This is a genomic window from Chryseobacterium capnotolerans (genome assembly GCF_021278965.1).
Taxonomy (GTDB): Bacteria; Bacteroidota; Bacteroidia; order Flavobacteriales; family Weeksellaceae; genus Chryseobacterium; species Chryseobacterium capnotolerans.
The window spans coordinates 5,095,826-5,115,592 of sequence record NZ_CP065589.1 but is presented as its reverse complement, the minus strand read 5'-3'; the positions used below and the strand labels follow the sequence as shown (position 1 = coordinate 5,115,592).

Sequence of the window (19,767 nt, the reverse complement as noted above, 5' to 3'; positions counted from 1 at the left end):
CCCTAGCCCTGATAGGAACGGTTACCCCGCAACATGGGTTGGAGAGTGGGAGGGTTTGAGGGTGGCCAGCTCAGTGTGAGGAGTATGAGTGGATAGCAGGAAATAGCTCCTGAAGAAATTTGAGAGATCGCAGTATTGAAGAACGTGAATCGAAAGAAGATTGACATTCCACTTCCTTAATATAAGAATGTATAATGTATGGTAAAGTGTTTTGTACGCCCTGACGATTATCTTCTCTCTACTATAATAAGATGCAAGAATTTGGATCTATTGAGAGCATTAAAACAAAAATCTAATTTAAAAGAATTCATTTTTTTGCCAAAGTCATTAAAGACTTTCTATTTTACTCTTTCTTAAAAAAAGGATTTGGATGTATATAAATCATAAATACAACAACTTTTCACTTGGTCATTAATTAATTGATCCTTATCTACTAAGGTAATAAACATAGTATTTATTTTTTCTTAAATGATAGTACTATTTTTGTTAAATTTGCCGTTTTACATAAAAGCGTAAAAATATTTTATTTTTTTGTATATTTTTTAAAAAACTGCATACTTTTTGTTTGTGCTAATTGCCTGAAGAAACGAATGATGTTAAATAACAATTCCAAAAAACACTATTTTTTATTTTTTTTCCTGACCATTACCAGCTTCGTATATGCTCAAAACAGGGCCAGCGGAAAGATTGTTGATGCTAAAAACAAAGAAGTGAGCAAAGTTGATATTTTTATCAACGATAATACAACTCCATCCCTTACTACAAGTTCTGGAAGCTTCAGCGTTCAGTCTGACAGCATTATCCAAAGATTAAGGTTTGTTCGAAAGAATTATACTACAGAAACTTTTGATGTTACGCCCGAAAACGCAGAAAATATTTTTGTACAGCTTTCCCAAGCTAAAGTAAGTAATATCCAGGAAGTGGTGATCCAGGCAGGAAAACCTAAATACAAAAGCAAAAAGGAAAACCCGGCTTATGCTATTATGCAAAAAGTGTGGGCTCAAAAAAGAAATAACGGTCTCGAGAAATTTGATACTTATTCTTACAAGGAATATGAAAAGACTCAATTTGACCTCAATAATATAGACAGCGCTTTTATGAAGAAGAAAATCTTCAATAAGCTGGACTTTATATTTAATTATGCAGATTCTACAGCCAGTGGCAGACTCGGCCTTCCTATTTTCCTGAATGAAGCCGTTTATGAAAATTATGGTAAAAACAGACCGGATAAAGATAGCAAAAGGACTTTGGTGGCTCAAAAAACGTCAGGTTTTCAGGATAATCAGGTCATTACTGTTTCTGCCAAAAATCTTTACAGAGACATTAATATTTACGATAATACTTTAAATTATTTTGACATTGGATTTCAGAGCCCTGCAGGAAGTGATGGATTCGGGACTTATGATTATAACCTTGTAGATACTATTTCTATTCACGGAGAGAAGGCTTTTCAAATAAGATATCAGCCTAAACGTAAAGATGTATTGGCATTTCAGGGAAATCTTTATATAGATACGGATAGCTATGCTGTTCTGGGTGCGACTTTAAGATCGACACAAAAAATAAATGTCAATTTTGTCAATAGTGTTTACACTCAGCTGGAGTATGATAATCCGGATGAAACAACATTTCTTCCAAAGAAGTTGATTACTGAAGTTGAGATGAGTCCTTTTTCAAAAAAGAAAGGGTCTAAGAGTATTATTGCCCGAAAATCTGTTGATTATTCAGATTATCAATTCAACATATCTCTTGATCCTAAAGTTTTTAAAAGAAAGGAAGAGGAATACGAAGACAAATTCACAGATAAAGATGATGCTTACTGGGTAAAAGCAAGGCCAGATACTTTATCTAAATCTGAACAGGGTGTATATAAAATGTTGGACCAATTACAGCAGACACCCAAGTTCAACCGTATGGTAAAATTGTTTGAAACCCTTGGTTCTCGTTATTACAATGCCTTTAAAGGCGTAGACTTCGGGCCTATTTTCTCAGTGTATGGAAGAAATGAAGTAGAAGGAGACAGGATAAGATTGGGAGCAAGAACCTATTTTGGGTTGAATGATCCGTGGAGAGTTCAATTTTATACGGCTTATGGGTTTAAAGATCAGCAGGTAAAATACGGTGCTGAAGCGCGATATATGTTCAACAGGCTTAACCGATTTATGATTGGAGCCGGAACCAGCAGAGATATTGTTCAGCTAGGAGGGCAACTTACATCCGGAGACGGAGTGGCATCACGTTCTTTATCTTCAAGTACATTTTTTGCAAGAGGTGAGAATACTTCTTTAAGTTCTGTAAACCAAACAAGTGTTTTTGCTGCTATTGAGCCTTGGAAAAATATACAAATACGAGTTGACGGAGTCATGCAAAGTATTAAATCTGCTATTCCGGAAAAATTCAATCTAATGTATTATCAACCGGATGGGCAGCTAAGAAAAACTGTAAATGATTCTCACGTTACGATTAGTTTGATCGCAAAACCGGGAGCACGTTTTTCCCAAACCGGAATTGACCGATACCAAGCAAAAAATCTGGCTCCTACGATTGTATTAAGATATACGAGAGGTATTGAAGGATTATTTAATGCTGATTTCAACTATGATAAGCTTCAGTTTATGTTCTACAAACCATTTTTGATTGGAACATTAGGAAAAACGGTGGTAAGTTTTGAAGCGGGTAAAAACTTCAATACAGTTCCATTAGCTTTGCAGAATATTATTCCTGCTAACCTTTCTTATGGTTTAGTTCCCAATACTTTCTCTCAGCTTAATTATTATGAATTTGTAGCTGACGCCTATACCACTCTTCATTTAGAACATCATTTTAATGGTAAAATACTGTCTTATATCCCTTTAATTAAGAAGCTAAAGTTTAGAGAGGTAGCTTTTATAAGAGCAGCATACGGAACTTTGAGTGATGCATCTAAAGCTATCAATGTAGAAGGATTTAAGTATTCAGCTCCAAGTGATCATATTTATTATGAGTATGGATTCGGAATTGAAAATATTGGTATCGGAAATCTAAGGCTTTTCAGAGTAGATTTCAACTGGAGAGGAAATTATCTTGACAGACCGGATATTTCAAAATTCGGTGTTAAAGCCGGTATTCAAGTAGGATTTTAAAGTGAAACGAGCAAAATAAACAGATCGGGCGGCTTCTTCGAAGCCGCCCGATCTTATTATAAACTTTACGAAGAGCAATTACAAGACTCTTCTAAAGTATTCAGACAATATTGCTGCTGCCAGGAGCTTAGTCCACACCATTGTGCACATGTCTTTATTATGAAATCCGGGCATGTATAATCATTACCACCTCCAATTGACTTCAGCTGCTTCTTTGCAATTTTTTTATAATTTCTCATGTCTGGATAGCTTCTATTAAATACATTCACAAGGCTCTTCAAAGATATTACTTGGGCAATGCAGTTTCTGCCATGTCGTCCATCTACACCATGCATTACAAGAACTTGCCACAGGAGGACAACTTCCTGCTCCGCCATTAATTTCTTTCAATGTCTTTTTTGTTAATTTTTTCAGATTTTTCATAGTATTTAGTTTTAATTCATTGTTATTGTATATATTTTTGGCATCCGCTGCTCCTTTAGAGTTTATTGGAGCAAATAAAATCAAAAACACCGCTGCTAAAAAACAGTGTTTTCAATTTTATTTTATTTATTCATCGCAAGGCATACAAAGTATTTCAAGTAAACAACGTTGTCTCTGGCGCGGCGTCCATCTGCACCAATTGAAGCAATCATCTGTTACAGGAGGACAATTTTCTGAGCCTCCATTAATATTTTTCAGGCTCTTTTTTGTAAGTCTATTTAAATTCTTCATGATTCTATGACAATTTATTGACTGTTTATAAGAAATAGACTAGCAGTCACAAGGCATGTCAATAACCGCATTGGCACAATGAGCTTTTTGCCATGCGCTCCATCCACACCACTCGCTGCACCATGAAGCTGGAATTGGACATCTCTCACCACCAGCAATTGTTTTTAGCTGTCTTTTTGATAGTTTTTTTAGGTTTTTCATAGTATTTAGTTTAAATTTTTTGCCTACTCTGTATGCTTTTCGGCTACCGCAACTGATTTGTTATTTGATATATAGCAAATATATAAATATTTCACAATCTGTAGAATATTTATAAAAATTTTAACTCCTGGGTGTTGAAACAAAAAAAAGCCTCAGCAAAAATGCTGAGGCTTTAATTTTTATAAAACGCTTACGATTATGCGTTTGGTTCTACAGATACGAAAGATCTGTTGTTTGCTTTCTTTCTGAAAACTACTTTACCATCTACTAATGCAAACAAAGTGTGGTCTTTACCGATACCAACGTTATCACCTGGGTGGTGTTGAGTACCTCTTTGTCTAACAATAATATTTCCGGCAATAGCTGCTTGTCCTCCGAAAATCTTCACACCTAATCTTTTAGAGTGAGACTCTCTACCGTTCTTGGAACTACCGACTCCTTTCTTGTGTGCCATTTTATTACTGGATTATTTGTTAAGTGCTTTAAATTGATCAATATTCTTAATGATAGCAGCATCTACTTCTTCATGAGTAAGAATATTCTTTTCTAATTCAACTTTAACTGCTTTACCTAAAGTAATTAAAGTTTCTCTGTTCTCTTTAGACTGAGACAAGTTATTTTTCTTTAAGTGATAGTTCAACTCGTGATCTTCGCTAAAGTTAACAGTTGCGTTGTCAGAAAGAACCTCAGACTTTACAGTTTCTTTTTTAGCAGCTTTTTTAGCTCCTGCTTCAAATCCTGTAATACCAGTGATTACGATTTGAGTTAAAGATTGTCTGTGACCGTTTTTCACTTTGTAACCTTTTCTTCTTTTCTTTTTGAAAACGATTACTTTATCAGCTTTTACATGGTCTAGGATCTCTGCCTCCACAGTGATACCGCTTACAGCTGGGGCGCCTACAGTGATTGCTCCGTTTACAGTAAGAAGAACTTTATCGAAAGAAACTTTTCCTCCTTTATCTCCTTTTAAACGGTTCACAAACAACTTCTGGTCTTGCTCAACTTTGTATTGAAGCCCTGCTATTTCTACAATTGCAAACATTGTTTATAAATTTTTAGTTATTTCGAGGTGCAAATATACAAAGAAATTTCTAAACACCTTACAATCAAAGCAATGTTTTTTGTAAAAATAATATATTCACTATGTTTTGAATAATTTTTCATAGTAAAGTGCTCATACATAAAAGATAATTTCTTACCTTCGTTTCACCAACTAAATAATTATATGAAAAGAAACTTTAATCTCTGCTTTATAGCAGGCGCTATTGCTGCAACATTCCTGACAGCATGTAGTGATGACAAAATGGAAGAGACTGTTCTTCCTCAACAGGAAAACCTTAGTGCAAAAATAGAACAACCAGGAGCCACAGAAAAAAACTGCTCTTATGTAGACAACTATTGGAGTTCCAGTTCTGTTTTAGTTACCGGACTTCAAAACTCCACAGACACCAATTTTATGAATGCTCAGATGACTAAAATTGCAAGTTTATGGGGAAGAAGTAATCCTACTCTACGATTCGTAAACGATCCATCCAATTTCAATTCAACGTACAATGCTATTTCCTACTCTACAGGAAAAATCTATTATGGATATGCTATCTATTATGATGCAAAAGCAAAGGGCGGTGATATTGTGAATGCAATGATCCTCGCTCATGAGTATGGACATCAGTTACAATATATATTCGGACTTCCTTCCGTAAACGAAAATACAGCAAGACCCAACGAGCTTGAGGCAGATGGTTTTGCAGGATATTATCTGAGAAGACCTAATGGATATAACAAAACCAATTTCTCTGAAATTGCTGCAGCTTATGAGTTTGCACAAAGTATTGGAGATTATCAAACATCAGATCCAGGACACCATGGAACCCCTGCACAAAGAAGATCAGCAGTTCGTTTAGGTTTCCTTTTAGGGCAGTATGACCTAAATGCATCTAATTTTGATTACAATTTCTTCTATTATTATCAAGGTGTTCTTAACGGAACTTATAAAATGGCTAAAAACACTGTAAACCCAGAAATTGATGCTTACATGAGCCAATACATAGATGAATTAAGAAAAATTCAATCTGGAGAAATCTCAGCAGAAGAATTCAAACATCTTCAATAACGAAACATTCATTTTTAGCATATTTAAGAAAGGAGGCGGACGATTAGGTTCTGCCTCTTTTTATTTGACTTGAAAAATAACGGAAGTTTATTTACTTTTGATCCCACATCCAATAATAATGAACAGAGATCTCTATATTGACTTCGCCAAAGGATTGGCTACCCTATCCATTATCTTTATCCATACTGCTTTTTGGTCGGGGCAGTTTTATATTCCTGCGGAAATAAGGGTCTTCTCACTTGTTTTTGATGTTGCCTTATTCTATGCATTAAGCGGAATCACTTCAGGTGCTAATATTGAAAAAACTTTTTACAGATTGCTCAAATTACAGATCACTTACATGATCTTTGTGACTTTTCTGTTCTTTTTAGATTATTTCTTTAAGGTATTTGGCCTTACTTTCTTTTCTTTGGAATGGCTTCAGAGTTTTTATTCCACATTTGGGTCCAAATACTCCACAACCAGTATTTCTACAATACCTCAATGGCAAAATCTGGGCAACTGGTACCTTCATCAATATACCAATGCTGATACTTTTCCAGTAGTAATGGGAAGCTTTTGGTATTTGAAGGTCTATTATATTCTTACTGTTTTGGGGGTATTAATCTTAAGGTTTTTTTCCAAAACACATCAATTGGTTCATTGGCCTTTGTATTGGTCTCACTTTGTTATTCAATATCTTGCCGGAATATTATCCGACAGGACAGGTAGGTTACGTTGCCTTTTATATGGCAGTATTCTTAATCGGAAACAGAATGCGTGGGAAAAAGATCCCTATGAAGTTTATCCTTGTTCTATATGCACTTGTAGGAACTGCTTTAGCATGGATGTTTTGGTATTATGGAAATGAAATTTTCTACAAAATCAATAAGAATAAATTTCCGCCCCAAATTCCTTATATCATTTGGGCACAGTTCTCATTGGTTACCTTATTTGTTCTTTATAACAGATTAAAGATCACTAAAGAAAATCTCATTACTTATATAGGTAAAAATGCCATTTTCTTCTATTTCGCACAGGGAATTAGTTCATCATTGGTTTATTTCCTTGTAGTTTCATTGAAGGAGAAAATGCCTTGGTGGATTTTGATGTTATTTATTTATGGAATTAATATCATTTTAGCTTTTGTCATTTCTGCAGGACTGAAGAAAGTAGATGTATTAGGATGGAATATCCTTGAATTTTTAAGAAAGAAAACAGCTGTTAAAGACTGATTTTCTTACTAAAACTTCCTGAAAGATCAATTCTGAGACCTAAAGTAAAAACACTCTTTTCTCTTTCTCCTGTTGATGTTTTTCCCATAGAAAATCTTTGTTCACTATAAATTTGTGCAAATTTAAAAGGGAAATAGGAAAGACCTATAATAATATCATTCTTTTTAAATCCTGAATCAAGAGCATATTGCGCTGAAGCTTCATCTACAGATTTTATCTCGGGTAGATATAGGTTATATCCTGCTAAAAAAGAAAACTTCTGGAACTTATATTTCCCGAAAACTTCTAATCCTTTAGCATTGAAAACTGTTGTAAAAGGCAATGATCCCATGGTGGGGTCAAGATAGTATCCCTGAGAAAAATCCCCGTTTTTCTGCAGCACACCAACAATACTAAAATCTATAGCTTCCCCAATATATTTAGTTCCTAAAGAAAAATAAGAAGGCTGCCCTGTAAGACCAATAATTCGACCATTATTGACCAGATCATCACTAAGCAATGCTCTATTGTAAGCTGCTCCTGCGAAAAAACCTTCTTTTATCTGGTATTGAAGAGAAACACCGAATCCATCGATAAATTTGCCGTTATTTCCACCTCTGGCCTGAATCTGCCCTCCTAAATAAAATGGTCCCAAATGATTACGATAAATAACAGCCTGATCTGCACGGCCAGTTCCTGTTTCTCCGCCATCTGTTCCACCAATAAAAGTTGCGGATGCCCTTGAACCGAAAACATTAAACCGATCTGTATAGGCAGTAACATCCCGATAAACACTCCACTGCTTTCCGATAGTCAGGGTTCCGAATTTTCCTAAATCCAATCCTAAATATCCAAGTCGATTACCAAAAACCTGCTGTTTCTGTGCAGATTCTACATTGAGAAATCCTCCTGACAAATTGCCATCTACATTAAAAGACGTTCCCCCTTTGAACATATTCAACTGAATTTCGCCCCCTGCAATGATACCAAAATCATGTTTTTTAATATTCACTTCTAATCCAATTCTGGAAGCGTTTTCCTGAAGCTCGAGCTTATTATCATACACCGCCAGATGTCCACGAAGGCTTGCATAAGGTTTTACTAAGATTTCCAATGAATCTTTTTCCTGCGCATACATCTTTCCTCCGCCTATAAAAAGCAATAAATATCCTATTGACCAACAGAACTTTCTCCTTATATTCATTCGAATGATTATCTGATTATTAGTTTCGTTATTAGACAGAAATTTAAGAAAAAAATAATAATCTAAGGGTACGGGTATTTATAAATACTGCATAAAAAAAGCTCCTCACTAAACAAAACCCAACAGAATATAAATTCTACTCCGCCAAAAGCACCGAATTATGCCTAATTTGTTTTAAATTTACAAAAATTTAAAACATGTTTAAGTTGAAACTCCCAACCGATCCAAGGTGGGCAAACATTGCAGAAGGAAACATCGAAGAAATTTTAACAGACCATGCTTGGTGTGAGCAAAAAGCAGCTACCAACGCCATTGGCCTGATCACCATGCTTCCTGAATATCCGGAGATCGTTACAGAGCTTCTTGCTATTGCTCAGGAAGAACTGGATCATTTCAATCAGGTTCATGAAATCATTAAAAAGAGAGGCTATAAGTTTGGAAGAGCCAGAAAGGATGATTATGTGAATGAGCTGGCCAAATTTATTATTCAGGGAAGCAGAGAAGATCTGATTGTAGACAAAATGCTTTTTGCTGCTATGATTGAGGCCAGAAGTTGTGAAAGATTCAAGGTTCTTACTGAAAACATCAAAGATGAAGAACTTAAAGTCTTCTACAGGGAACTTATGATCTCTGAAGCCAACCATTATACAACTTTCATAGGGTTTGCCAGAGAACTTGGAGATCCTGAAAAAGTAAATGAACGATGGGAAGCCTGGCTGGAATATGAGGCCAATATCATTAAATCCTATGGAAATAAAGAATCCATTCATGGTTAAAATATAAAACAGTAAAGAAATAACGTTGAAGAAACCAAGCTTTGAAAGTATTGCCAATCTATTCCTGAAAAACTTTTTTCAGGGCCTGGTTATTATTGGACCAATCGGACTGACAATTTTTGTAATCTGGTATATTGTAAGTGCAATAGACAATCTTGTTCCTTCGCTTGCAAAGCAGATTCCTGGACTTGTTTTCGTTTCCATCATATTACTTACTGCTATTTTAGGCTATCTGGGAAATAAATTTGTGGTGGGGAGATTCTTTTTCGACACCATGGACAGCTTACTGGAAAAAACGCCGGGAGTAAAACATATTTATACTCCTACCAAGGACGTGATGTCCTCTTTCGTGGGCGACAAGAAAAAATTCAACGATCCTGTATGGGTAAAAACCAATGAAAATCCAGAAATCTGGAGAATTGGCTTTTTAACTCAAAAAGAAATGTCGGACGTTGACAAGCATAATTACGTTGCGGTATATTTACCCCATTCCTATGCAATTTCAGGCTGGGTAATTGTTACTGAAGAAAAAAACATCAAACCTGTAGTGGGGATGACTGCAGCTTCTGCCATGAAGTTTGCGGTAAGCGGCGGTGTAGCCGGTTTTAATTCCGCAGATGATCCTACAATATTTAAATCAGCTGATTAACCCTATTCCGATAGGGAACCAGCTATTTGTCTTTCCTTTTTTAAATCTGTTAAAAAGCTATCGATCAACTCTTTTTTAACATGATTCATTACGACTACTTTTCTCCACTGTGGATGTAAGTAATTATCTGCTACAAGATAATATTTTTCGGCAAGCTCTTCGGATATTTCATTAGAGGCAATGGTAACAATATTCATATCTGCATTTCTGTAATATTTAATCCCCATTTTATCCAAAGCAGTACATAGATAATCTGCGCGATCTATTAATTGTTTTATTACCTGAGCCCAACCATCAGAGCCATGGGTCATCAATATCATCCACATAGAAATCGCGTTCGCTCCTGACCGGCTGCCACAAAGCGTAAAGTCAGAACCATATACATAGGATGCTTCTTTTGTCTGAACATATTCTATCAATGATTTTCTACATAAAAACATCCCGGTACCGTAAGGTGACTGTAGCATTTTGTGCCCATCAATAGTAATAGAACTAACTTCAGGGTTCTTAAAGTCCAGATCGTTTTTTTGTGTAGAAAAAGGATAAATAAACCCGCCAAAGGCAGCATCTACGTGTACAAAATAATGTTTAAAATATTGTTTGACTAATGCAAGAAAAGTTTCAGGAGAGTCTACACTTCCAAATATGGTAGTTCCCATTGAAAGATGTACTATCAAATATCGAATCCCTTTATTACAGGCTGCTTCCAATTGATTTTTAAGATCGTCCAGTAAAACCTGTCGGCTATCATGATCTACTTTTACAGTAATTGGATGAATTCCTAACAAATTCGATCCTTTATAAACTGAGTAATGGGCATCTTCTGAAAATATTACTCCTATTTCTTCAATCTTAGCATTCTCCTGCTGCATAAAGTAATTCCGGTACATCCATTGCGCCTGAATATTTGCCTCAGTTCCTCCAGGAGCTACATAACCATCATAACTTGACTCTTCAGCACCCAGAATCTCTACAGCACAAATTCTAAGAAGATCTATTTCAAGCTTCTGTGTTCCAGAAAAGTACTTTTCACCATCACTGAAAGTGTGACACCCAATATGATTAGGATTATTCACCAAAACTGAAAGAAATGCAGCTTCTTTTAGGAAAGAGAAATCATAAAATTGCTCCTGATCCAGATAAGTTCCCGGAAGGCCAAGAATAGGTTCAGTGCTATAGTTTAAGTTTTTGTTTAATGCTTCAAAAACTCTTTCCTTAATTGTTGTTGTTGGAAGCTTTGGCCAATACATGTTTCCCTAGTTTAAAATTCAGTAAAATGACACTATCTAAGAGAGTAGAATCGTTTTTCCCAAAATTACATTTTTTTTTAGAGTCATGAAAATTGTCAATCAATAAGTTTGGGGATATTTTTACTTTTCTGGCAAAGAAAAAGCTAAATATCTTTAAATTTAACCTCAATTTTTACTACCAACTCACTTTTTCACAACACAATACATGTTATTACTTTCATATAATTTTTTAAAAATATGAAATCAATTTAATTTATTTTTTTTAAATAGTGAATGATTTTAATTTACTTTTGTATTCATAAAAAACAGACCGAAAAAGTATTTAAACACCAACCTGAAAAAATCCATTATTCCGAACATGAACAAAATTGCTGTCGTGGGCGCCGGTATTTCCGGCTTAAGCATGGCGAATTATCTCGAAAAACACAAAATTGATTACCATATTTATGAAAGAAGAAAGAAAGAAGATCTGGCGGGCCATGGCTTTCTTATTCCACAGGAAGGCATTGAGTATCTTACACAGATCATAGATCCTTCCCTTCTTTTCAAACATGGAAGTTTTCTGAAAAAATACATCCAGTATTCCCATACAGGAAAAAAATTGCAGAAAAGGACCTCAGCAATGTGTTTGCAATTTCAAGGCATGCCCTTATACAGCTTTTATCAGCAAATATCTCTCCTGAAAATATCTCGTACAATGCAACAGTAATTCCTTCTGAGACAGAAAAAGGAAAACTAAGACATGCTGACGGAACTGCTATAGATGTTGATATCCTAATTGTTTCAGACGGTTCTAAAAGCCGCATCAGAAAATGTCTATTCAAGGACGAAAAGATAATACAGGTCAGAGAAAATGAAGTGGTTAATATCATTAAAAATAAAGACATTGCTTCCTCAGTAGAAAATGACTTTATGAAGTTTCATCACGACCAGGGCGGGCTTACTTTTGGAATCCTTAAGCTTTCTCATGACACGATTCTTTGGTACTCTCAGTTTGATAATGAAAAATATCTAATCAATGAGTGCTCCTCAGACAACCTTAAGACCTACATGCTTGAAGTTTTTGCCGACTGGGATCCTTTAGTCTCTTCAATTATTCAACAATCGAGCTATGAAAATGTTCATTTGTGGTGCGTCTATGAACTGGAGGAACTCAATCCTTTCTATAAAGATAATATCGTATTCATAGGCGATGCAGCACATCCGCTCATCCCTTTTACAAGCCAGGGGGTTACCTCAGCGTTGAAAGATTCCCATACACTCACTAAATATCTAGTTGAAGAACCTAATTTTACAGAAGCTTTTCGTAAATATGAAGCGGATAGAAAACCCGAAATAGAAACTCATATCAATAATGGCAGACTATTATTGAATCAGTTTCTTCTCCCGATTGACCAACAGACAGATCGTATTTTACCTATATCTTATAAATAAAAAAATGTTCACCAATAACGATATCAACTTCGAAGCTTTAAAAAGAAAAGCCTATAATGGCAGATGGGCTACTCTGGAAGACGGAATCATCCCTTTAACCGCTGCTGACCCAGATTTTAGAACAGCTCCTGAAATAGAACAGGGAATCATTGAATATATAAAAGACGGCTACCTGAGCTACGGTCCCTTTTCCGGACTTCCTGAATTTAAGAAAAGTGTAGCTGATCATTTCAATCAGGAAAAACATGGCCGCTTCACTGCTGAAAATGTACTTGCCGTAAACAGTGCTGCACAGGGAATGTTTCTGATCGCCAAATATGTTTTAGCACCCGGAGATGAAGCCATCATTCTGGATCCTGTAGATTTTTTATTTAAGAAATCTGTTGAAACAGCTGGTGGAACAGTAAGATTATGTCCTGTAAACACCCAAACAGGGGAAATTGATTTTGAAAAATTGGTTTCTTTAATCAATACCAATACAAAACTGATCTGTATCTGTAACCCACACAATCCTCTTGGAAAAGTGTATTCTAAAGAGGTACTGAAGAAGGTTTCAGAGATTGCTTCAGCCCATGATTTATGGGTGATGAGTGATGAAATCTGGAGTGATATTATTTATGACAACAGAGATTTTTACACCTATTCTTCAGTATCTGAAGAAGCCAAAAGAAAAAGTTTCACTGTTTACGGATTTTCAAAATCATTTGGAATTGCAGGATTGAGAATTGGTGCTATTCTATCCAATGACCAGGAAATTCTGGAGGACTTTACAGAGAAATCCAATTTTAATTCAACGATAGAAGGAGTTTCCACTCTATCCCAGATTGCAGGAAGTGTAGCATTGGAAAAAGCTAAACCTTGGTACAAAGAGTTTTTAAATCATCTACAACAGAATAGAGATCTGGCTTTCCAACTTCTGAGCAGATCAGGTCTTGTCACTCCTAATCTTCCCGAAGCCACTTTTGTATTATTTCCGAAGATTGAAAACGGAATGTCCAGCGACCAATTTGCACAGCATGTTCTTCAGCAAGGAAAAGTCGCTATTGTTCCTGGATCAGAAAGATGGTTCGGAAAAGGAGCTGAAGGACATATAAGAATATGTTTTTCCACTTCTCAGGAAATTCTGGAAGAAGGTCTTAAGAGAATCATTACCAGCTTTTAACATTAAAAATTTTCGTTAAATTCTATATTTTAACTATTATTTTGCGTTTATTTACTACAAACAATATTAAATTAAGACATTCATAACAAATAATCAATTTAAGTATTGATTTAAAAATAAATATTGATAATTTTGAGTAAACCATCACTCAAAATTATCAATATGAAGATAAAATACATAAGCATTATTTTTCTTACGGCATCTTCGCTATCCTATGCCCAGCAGGTAAAAGACACCTTAACAAAGGAATCAAAAATAGACGAAGTAGCCATTACAGGAAGTCGGAATAAAAAAAGAACTGTCATCAACACTCCTGTTCCCATTGATGTTATCGATATCAAACAGGTAAGCCAGTCTACGGGTCAGGTAGAAGTAAACCAACTTTTACAGTTTTCTGCACCTTCCTTTAACTCCAACAAACAATCAGGGTCAGACGGTGCTGATGCCGTAGATCCGGCAACTTTGAGGGGGCTCGGTCCGGATCAAACTCTATTGCTCCTTAATGGAAAAAGATACCACCAGTCTTCATTGATTAACCTTTTCGGAACTAAAGGAAGAGGGAATACTGGATATGATATGAATACCATTCCCATCGGAGCCATTAAACGGGTTGAAGTGCTGCGCGATGGAGCTTCAGCTCAATATGGCTCGGATGCTATTGCCGGGGTTATTAATGTTATTTTGAATGACAGGGATAAGGGTTTTGAAGGTAATGCATTCTATGGAATGAACCTTTTTAAAAGCCCTGGAAACAATGATGTGGTTTCTGATCATAAAGTTGATGGAAATACCTTTAATTTTAACGGAAACCTGGGAACAAAAATAGGAAACAAAGGAGGCTTTGGTAATTTCACGGCAGAGTTTATCAATAAAGATTACGCCATCAGAAATGCCAACCCGGAAATGTATAGCGCCCCAAGGCAGCGCTTCGGAGACGCCAAAGCTCAAAATGTGTATTTCTTTGGAAATATTGAGCTTCCTTTAACGGATGGACTAAAGTTCTATTCCCGCCAGGGCTTTTCACACAGAAATACCAAAGCTTATGCTTGGACAAGAACTCCTAAAGCCAATGGCAATATCCCTGAAATCTATCCTATGGGGTTTGATCCTATTGAAGATACCAGCATCAGTGATTTCACCTTTGATAATGGTTTAAAATTTAAGGTTGCCAACTGGGATGTAGATTTTTATAATGCTTTTGGAAATAATAGGTTTACTTATGATATCACTAATACCGTTAATGCAACTTTAGGTAGTAAATCACCGACTCAATTTTACGCTGGCGGACATTCATTGCTTCAAAACACAACAGGATTTAATGCTGTAAGACAGTTTAAGGTACTTGAAGGATTGAATATTGCCTTCGGTTCAGAATTCAGATATGAAAAGTTTGACATCATTAAAGGAGAAGAGGCCTCCTACACAATGTATGACATCAATGGAAATCCCGTAACTCCAAACACTCCGGACAATTTATTGGTCACTAATCCTCTTGCTCCATTAGATGATAATATAAGACCTGGAGGATCACAAGGCTTCCCAGGTTATTCTACAGATATTGGTAAAAGCAGAAATAATTTTGCTGCTTATGTAGATACCGAACTTGACATTACCAAAAAATGGATGATTAGTATTGCTGGAAGATTTGAGAATTATAACGACTTTGGAAGTACATTGAATGGAAAATTTGCAACAAGATATGCTATTACTCCACAATTTGCTTTCCGGGGATCGGTCTCTACAGGTTTCAGAGCTCCTTCTTTAGCACAAAAATACTACAGTCAACAGTTCACCAATTTTCAGGGTGGTAAATTGGTTACCATTCAATTGGCTTCAAATGACAGTGATTTGGCCAGCAGAGTTGGTATAGAACAACTAAAACAGGAAACTTCAGTCAACGGAAGTGCAGGCTTTACTTTTAATACAGGCAAATTTACGGCAACGGTTGATGGTTATTATATTACTGTAAAAAATAGGATTGTTCTTACTGGCAATTTCTCAAGAGATGATTTACCTACAGATGTTCAAACTGATTATCCTTATATTGACCAGGCTCAGTTCTTTTCCAATGCCATTGATACCCGGACTAAAGGTATCGATGTCATCTTAAGCTATAGTGAAAGTTTAGGATCTGGAAAGTTAACAGCTACTTTAGCCGGCAACTATAATGATATGGAGATCACAAAAATCAATACTTCAAAACAATTGGCAGGGAAAGAAGACATTTATTTAAGCCGAAGAGAAAGAGGCTTTATTCTCGCTTCCGCTCCAAAGACAAAAATAAACCTTAACCTCAACTATAAGATCAATAAATTCAATGCAAATCTTCAATTGGTAAGATTTGATAAGGTTACATTAATCGGGTATGATGATGCAGAACAAGTCTACAATCCAAAAGTAACAACTGATATTTCTTTTGGGTATGAATTTACAAAGAACCTCAACTTTACCTTAGGGAGCAAAAATATATTCAATAGATATCCAACTTTGCAAAAAACACATGTGAGTGATGGAAATACAGAAGGAGGCGGAATTTTTGATCCGGTACAGATGGGATTTGCAGGAAGGCAGGTTTTTGCCCGACTTAATTTTAAGTTTTAAAAAGAAAAGAATAGAAGCTGGAAAAGGGAGGATGGAAGTTACTATTAGCCGTTTAATATTTACTGATCTTTTTTATTATTATAAATTAAATCTTTAAATGATTCTTAACTTCAGATACAACTACAAAAACGCCAGCTGAAGCTTTTCAGCTGGCATTTTTTATTTCTTCGAAATTCTATATAGTTTTCCGCTGTCTGTTACTGCATAGAGATTACCGTCTATCCCATTCAGGACATCACGGAAACGCTCGCCCTGATCTGCAAGAAGACGTTCTTCCCCTACAACTTTCTTATCCTTCATCACAATTCTATTGATATGTTCACCACTCAGACATCCGATAAAAAGATTTCCTTTCCATTCATCTATATTCCCGGTATAAAAAGTAACTCCGCTTGGAGAAATTACAGGGTCCCAATAATAAACAGGCTGTTCTGTACCTTCTTTCTGGGTAATTCCAGCTCCTACTTTAGCTCCAGAATATTCTATACCATACGTTACATCTCCCCAGCCATAATTTTTTCCCCGGCTGAATAAGATTGATTTCATCACCTCCTCTTGGACCCATTTCCACATCCCAAAGATTTCCATCTGGATCAAGAGCCAACCCCTGAGGATTACGGACTCCGTAGGCATAAATTTCAGGTTTATAACCTTGCTTGCCTATAAATGGATTTCCGGGAGAAGGCAGCCCATCCTTGGTAATTTTTATTATTTTGCCTAAATAATTGTCTGTTTTCTGAGCGTAGACCCTTGTTTCCTTATCAGACCTTTCTCCCGTACTTACGAATAAGTTTTTATCTTTATCAAAAACCAGACGGCTGCCATAATGTTTATCGCCATCATAAGAAGGTTCTGCTCTGAAGATAACTTTTACTTCAGAAATGGTTTTAAGGTCTTCTGATAATTTTCCTTTAGCAACAGAAGTCAGATTTCCTTTTCCAAATGGTTCAGAAAAACTGAAGTAAATAACAGAATTAGTTTTAAAATCAGGATCAAGAGCTACATCCAGCATCCCACCTTGCCCTTTGGAATCTACTTTAGGAAAACCATCTATCTTAGAAATCTGTTTTCCATCTTTTGAAACCACATTCATATATCCTCTTTTATCTGTAATGAGGAATTTTCCATCTGGCAAATTAATAATTCCCCAGGGCTTCCCAAGCTCTTTATTCAATACATCTATACTATAGGGGGCATTTGTTCTTACTGCCTTAATCCTTGTTTGCCCCTTAAATGCAGGCTGATAGTCAGAATTAGGTTTTTCAGTCTCTACACTACTATCGTTTCCGGTCTGTTGTGCATTCGCATAATTCTTTTTACACGAAGATAAAGTCAGAAAAAGACTTAGCAAAGAGATATAAAATTGATTGATTTTCATACTATTACGATTATGTGTTTAAAAATGAATGGAAAAATAATGCCATAAAGTTTGTGTAATTAAATTTTTATTCTACATTTGTAGAACAAATTGCAACATTGTAGAATGAAAGAGATTAAACTTACTGATTCTGAAAAAGTTCTTATGGATATTCTTTGGGAGAGAAAGAAAATTTTCATGAAGGACATTCTGGAAGCTTATCCGGAACCTAAACCAGCTGCCACTACCATAGCAACTTTATTGAAAAGAATGCAAAATAAGGAGCTTGTAGGCTATACATTATATGGAAATTCTCGTGAATACTATCCTATGGTAGAGAAAGGAGAATATTTCAAGGAAGAAATGACTTCTATGATTGACCGTTTTTTCAACAGCTCTGTAGCACAGTTTGCCTCATTTTTTACCTCCAATGCTAAGCTTAGCCAAAAGCAATTGAAAGAACTTCGTGATATTATTGACGATCAGATAAAAGAATAGCTATGGTACCAATTATTCTAAAAATAATTCTGTGTTCAGCACTTTTCATTGCAGTATATTATTTGTTTTTGGAAAAAGAGAAAATGTATAGATTCAATCGTGTCTATCTGTTAAGCTCACTGCTCCTTTCATATGTAATTCCATTTATTACGTTTACAGTACAGGCACCAAAAGCAACTCATCCACAGCTGATTATTGAAGAAGCAACACAACTTGTTACCTTGGTGCAGCCTAAATCAGAAAGCTTTAATTGGATCAATCTGATATGGGCAATTTATGCCGCTGTCACTTTTTTCATATTGATTAAAGGTATTCTAGCCATAATAAGCATTAAAAAAGTACGAGGAGAAAAGTGTAAGTACCAAAATTACAATATTATTTTTACCCAGAAGAGCCTCTCTCCATTTAGCTTTTGGAATACTATCTATATGGGAAAAGAATATGTAAAGAATGGCATTATCGATCCAAGAATTTTTCTTCATGAGAAAAGCCACCTTGACCAAAAACATAGTATAGATCTCTTCATTATACACTTTGTGAAAATTTTCACATGGTTCAACCCTGCTCTTTTCCTATATAAAAAAGCAATGATTACCAATCATGAATTTTTAGCAGATGAAGCCGTATTGAATAATGAATTCAACCTTAAAGAATACCAGAACCTAATCCTGGATGAGCTCATAGGCAGCCAGAATATGCCATTTACTCATTCACTTAATTTTAATAACACAAAAAAACGATTTATTATGATGAAAGCTCAAAAAACAAAATTCAGCTTATTGCGGAAGACCGTAGGTATCACGGCACTTGTAGCAGCTACAGTATTACTTTCGGAAAGAACGTATGCCAACAACTCTGTTAAGACTGAGAACAATACAGAGTTCAAACCTGTTTTTGCACCTATCAAAACCTTAAATACAGAAACAACAAAGGTTGTACAGTATTCAATGAAAAATCTTCCGGAAGATATTTTGAAGGAAGAAAGCCCTATAGCTTCCAAAGCTTTAAAAACTGTCACTGACACAATTTCTCCGAAAAAAGACGAAGAAGGTAAGAACACAAACATTCAGGAAGACAAAAATTTTGTCAGTGCAGAATATCCAGGCAGCATGCGAGATCTTAGAGTCAAAATAGGTCAAACTATGGATTTAAGTGAACTACAACCTGTGACTGGAGTCATAAAGGGAATGGCGTATGTTCATATAGACCAAACAGGAAAGGTCACCAACGTGACAACTTCAGGAGATAACGATATTTTCAATAAGGAATTCCTTAGAACGATGACAGCCATCAGCAACGAAACAAGCTGGAAACCTGCAATGAAAGATGGACAACCCATCGCATCAGTGTTAAAGATTCCGGCAACCATGACTTTCACAAAACCATGAGAATGAAGCGCTTTTTAAAGCGCTTTTTTTGTATATGATCCTGTCATTTTTCTTTAAAACTTATTTTCCAAAAAAACAAAAAGCTAAACAAACAATCAACTTAAA

At 35.7% G+C, this 19,767-nt stretch carries 18 protein-coding genes and 1 pseudogene; 11 read left to right on the top strand and 8 right to left on the bottom strand.

What is annotated here, in order from left to right; translation table 11 throughout:
- Positions 1-590 precede the first annotated feature (590 nt).
- Entirely contained in the window at positions 591-3,122 is a 2,532-nt protein-coding gene (locus H5J24_RS24330; RefSeq protein ID WP_228407588.1) for a DUF5686 family protein, read from the top strand.
- Positions 3,123-3,377: 255 nt separating this feature from the next.
- Here the strand turns inward: H5J24_RS24330 and H5J24_RS24325 are convergent, their stop codons facing one another.
- The 4 genes from H5J24_RS24325 to rplU all read right to left on the bottom strand — a co-directional run bounded on the left by H5J24_RS24325 (position 3,378) and on the right by rplU (position 5,079).
- Positions 3,378-3,545, bottom strand: a complete 168-nt coding sequence (locus tag H5J24_RS24325; protein WP_167386968.1) for a bacteriocin-like protein — start codon at positions 3,543-3,545, stop codon at positions 3,378-3,380.
- 330 nt (positions 3,546-3,875) lie between these two features.
- Complete coding sequence (locus H5J24_RS26320) at positions 3,876-4,037, bottom strand: bacteriocin-like protein (RefSeq protein WP_141395633.1); 162 nt, start codon at positions 4,035-4,037, stop codon at positions 3,876-3,878.
- A 196-nt stretch (positions 4,038-4,233) separates the two neighbouring features.
- Positions 4,234-4,491 (bottom strand): 50S ribosomal protein L27, encoded by a 258-nt coding sequence (gene rpmA / locus H5J24_RS24320; RefSeq protein WP_027372929.1) that lies wholly within the window; start codon positions 4,489-4,491, stop codon positions 4,234-4,236.
- Positions 4,492-4,503: 12 nt separating this feature from the next.
- Positions 4,504-5,079, bottom strand: coding sequence for a 50S ribosomal protein L21 (rplU, locus tag H5J24_RS24315; RefSeq protein WP_073299989.1), 576 nt, complete (start codon positions 5,077-5,079; stop codon positions 4,504-4,506).
- A 183-nt stretch (positions 5,080-5,262) separates the two neighbouring features.
- Between rplU and H5J24_RS24310 the strand changes: the two genes are divergently transcribed.
- Entirely contained in the window at positions 5,263-6,150 is an 888-nt protein-coding gene (locus H5J24_RS24310; protein ID WP_068941473.1) for a neutral zinc metallopeptidase, read from the top strand.
- 118 nt (positions 6,151-6,268) lie between these two features.
- A pseudogene (locus H5J24_RS24305) lies at positions 6,269-7,364 on the top strand (acyltransferase family protein).
- Here the strand turns inward: H5J24_RS24305 and H5J24_RS24300 are convergent.
- Complete coding sequence (locus tag H5J24_RS24300; RefSeq protein ID WP_096788276.1) at positions 7,354-8,547, bottom strand: porin; 1,194 nt, start codon at positions 8,545-8,547, stop codon at positions 7,354-7,356. The pseudogene H5J24_RS24305 and the gene H5J24_RS24300 sit on opposite strands and share 11 nt — an antisense overlap.
- A 197-nt stretch (positions 8,548-8,744) precedes the next feature.
- Here H5J24_RS24300 and H5J24_RS24295 point away from each other — a divergent pair, with 197 nt between their 5' ends.
- Entirely contained in the window at positions 8,745-9,323 is a 579-nt protein-coding gene (locus H5J24_RS24295) for a MiaE family protein (RefSeq protein ID WP_068941469.1), read from the top strand.
- Positions 9,324-9,348: 25 nt separating this feature from the next.
- The gene (locus tag H5J24_RS24290; RefSeq protein WP_068941467.1) at positions 9,349-9,972 is read left to right on the top strand and encodes a DUF502 domain-containing protein; all 624 of its coding nucleotides are present in this window, start codon (positions 9,349-9,351) and stop codon (positions 9,970-9,972) included.
- A gap of 2 nt (positions 9,973-9,974) precedes the next feature.
- Here the strand turns inward: H5J24_RS24290 and H5J24_RS24285 are convergent, their stop codons facing one another.
- Positions 9,975-11,222 carry an aminotransferase class I/II-fold pyridoxal phosphate-dependent enzyme gene (locus H5J24_RS24285; RefSeq protein WP_068941465.1) on the bottom strand — a complete coding sequence of 416 codons (1,248 nt, stop codon included), beginning with the start codon at positions 11,220-11,222 and terminating at the stop codon, positions 9,975-9,977.
- Positions 11,223-11,580: 358 nt separating this feature from the next.
- Between H5J24_RS24285 and H5J24_RS24280 the strand changes: the two genes are divergently transcribed.
- The 4 genes from H5J24_RS24280 (at position 11,581) to H5J24_RS24265 (ending at position 16,419) form a co-directional block, all read left to right on the top strand.
- Positions 11,581-11,931, top strand: coding sequence for an NAD(P)-binding protein (locus tag H5J24_RS24280; RefSeq protein ID WP_232815922.1), 351 nt, complete (start codon positions 11,581-11,583; stop codon positions 11,929-11,931).
- Positions 11,847-12,656: an FAD-dependent monooxygenase gene (locus H5J24_RS24275; protein ID WP_232815921.1), complete on the top strand. Its 810-nt coding sequence runs from the start codon at positions 11,847-11,849 to the stop codon at positions 12,654-12,656. Before H5J24_RS24280 ends, H5J24_RS24275 begins: the two co-directional genes overlap by 85 nt.
- Before the next feature lie 4 nt (positions 12,657-12,660).
- Positions 12,661-13,818 carry a pyridoxal phosphate-dependent aminotransferase gene (locus H5J24_RS24270; RefSeq protein ID WP_068941460.1) on the top strand — a complete coding sequence of 386 codons (1,158 nt, stop codon included), beginning with the start codon at positions 12,661-12,663 and terminating at the stop codon, positions 13,816-13,818.
- Between the two features lie 162 nt (positions 13,819-13,980).
- Entirely contained in the window at positions 13,981-16,419 is a 2,439-nt protein-coding gene (locus H5J24_RS24265) for a TonB-dependent receptor plug domain-containing protein (protein WP_068941458.1), read from the top strand.
- Between the two features lie 159 nt (positions 16,420-16,578).
- On the opposite strand, the gene H5J24_RS25785 is transcribed toward H5J24_RS24265, so the two are convergent.
- Both H5J24_RS25785 and H5J24_RS24260 read right to left on the bottom strand, forming a co-directional pair.
- Positions 16,579-16,965: a PQQ-dependent sugar dehydrogenase gene (locus H5J24_RS25785; RefSeq protein WP_283250754.1), complete on the bottom strand. Its 387-nt coding sequence runs from the start codon at positions 16,963-16,965 to the stop codon at positions 16,579-16,581.
- Positions 16,886-17,797: a PQQ-dependent sugar dehydrogenase gene (locus H5J24_RS24260; RefSeq protein ID WP_283250753.1), complete on the bottom strand. Its 912-nt coding sequence runs from the start codon at positions 17,795-17,797 to the stop codon at positions 16,886-16,888. The genes H5J24_RS25785 and H5J24_RS24260 overlap by 80 nt, the downstream gene beginning before the upstream one ends.
- A gap of 105 nt (positions 17,798-17,902) precedes the next feature.
- Between H5J24_RS24260 and H5J24_RS24255 the strand changes: the two genes are divergently transcribed.
- Positions 17,903-18,274 (top strand): BlaI/MecI/CopY family transcriptional regulator, encoded by a 372-nt coding sequence (locus H5J24_RS24255; RefSeq protein ID WP_068941455.1) that lies wholly within the window; start codon positions 17,903-17,905, stop codon positions 18,272-18,274.
- Between the two features lie 2 nt (positions 18,275-18,276).
- Positions 18,277-19,662 carry a M56 family metallopeptidase gene (locus tag H5J24_RS24250; RefSeq protein WP_068941453.1) on the top strand — a complete coding sequence of 462 codons (1,386 nt, stop codon included), beginning with the start codon at positions 18,277-18,279 and terminating at the stop codon, positions 19,660-19,662.
- Positions 19,663-19,767 lie beyond the last annotated feature (105 nt).

What these genes read in the sequence shown, in the direction of transcription:
- H5J24_RS24330 (WP_228407588.1), top strand. Translation starts at nt 591, where the DNA reads ATGATGTTAAATAACAATTCCAAAAAACACTATTTTTTATTTTTTTTC.
- H5J24_RS24325 (WP_167386968.1), bottom strand. Translation starts at nt 3,545, where the DNA reads ATGAAAAATCTGAAAAAATTAACAAAAAAGACATTGAAAGAAATTAAT.
- H5J24_RS26320 (WP_141395633.1), bottom strand. Translation starts at nt 4,037, where the DNA reads ATGAAAAACCTAAAAAAACTATCAAAAAGACAGCTAAAAACAATTGCT.
- rpmA (WP_027372929.1), bottom strand. Translation starts at nt 4,491, where the DNA reads ATGGCACACAAGAAAGGAGTCGGTAGTTCCAAGAACGGTAGAGAGTCT.
- rplU (WP_073299989.1), bottom strand. Translation starts at nt 5,079, where the DNA reads ATGTTTGCAATTGTAGAAATAGCAGGGCTTCAATACAAAGTTGAGCAA.
- H5J24_RS24310 (WP_068941473.1), top strand. Translation starts at nt 5,263, where the DNA reads ATGAAAAGAAACTTTAATCTCTGCTTTATAGCAGGCGCTATTGCTGCA.
- H5J24_RS24300 (WP_096788276.1), bottom strand. Translation starts at nt 8,547, where the DNA reads ATGAATATAAGGAGAAAGTTCTGTTGGTCAATAGGATATTTATTGCTT.
- H5J24_RS24295 (WP_068941469.1), top strand. Translation starts at nt 8,745, where the DNA reads ATGTTTAAGTTGAAACTCCCAACCGATCCAAGGTGGGCAAACATTGCA.
- H5J24_RS24285 (WP_068941465.1), bottom strand. Translation starts at nt 11,222, where the DNA reads ATGTATTGGCCAAAGCTTCCAACAACAACAATTAAGGAAAGAGTTTTT.
- H5J24_RS24280 (WP_232815922.1), top strand. Translation starts at nt 11,581, where the DNA reads ATGAACAAAATTGCTGTCGTGGGCGCCGGTATTTCCGGCTTAAGCATG.
- H5J24_RS24270 (WP_068941460.1), top strand. Translation starts at nt 12,661, where the DNA reads ATGTTCACCAATAACGATATCAACTTCGAAGCTTTAAAAAGAAAAGCC.
- H5J24_RS24265 (WP_068941458.1), top strand. Translation starts at nt 13,981, where the DNA reads ATGAAGATAAAATACATAAGCATTATTTTTCTTACGGCATCTTCGCTA.
- H5J24_RS25785 (WP_283250754.1), bottom strand. Translation starts at nt 16,965, where the DNA reads ATGAAATCAATCTTATTCAGCCGGGGAAAAAATTATGGCTGGGGAGAT.
- H5J24_RS24260 (WP_283250753.1), bottom strand. Translation starts at nt 17,797, where the DNA reads ATGAAAATCAATCAATTTTATATCTCTTTGCTAAGTCTTTTTCTGACT.
- H5J24_RS24255 (WP_068941455.1), top strand. Translation starts at nt 17,903, where the DNA reads ATGAAAGAGATTAAACTTACTGATTCTGAAAAAGTTCTTATGGATATT.
- H5J24_RS24250 (WP_068941453.1), top strand. Translation starts at nt 18,277, where the DNA reads ATGGTACCAATTATTCTAAAAATAATTCTGTGTTCAGCACTTTTCATT.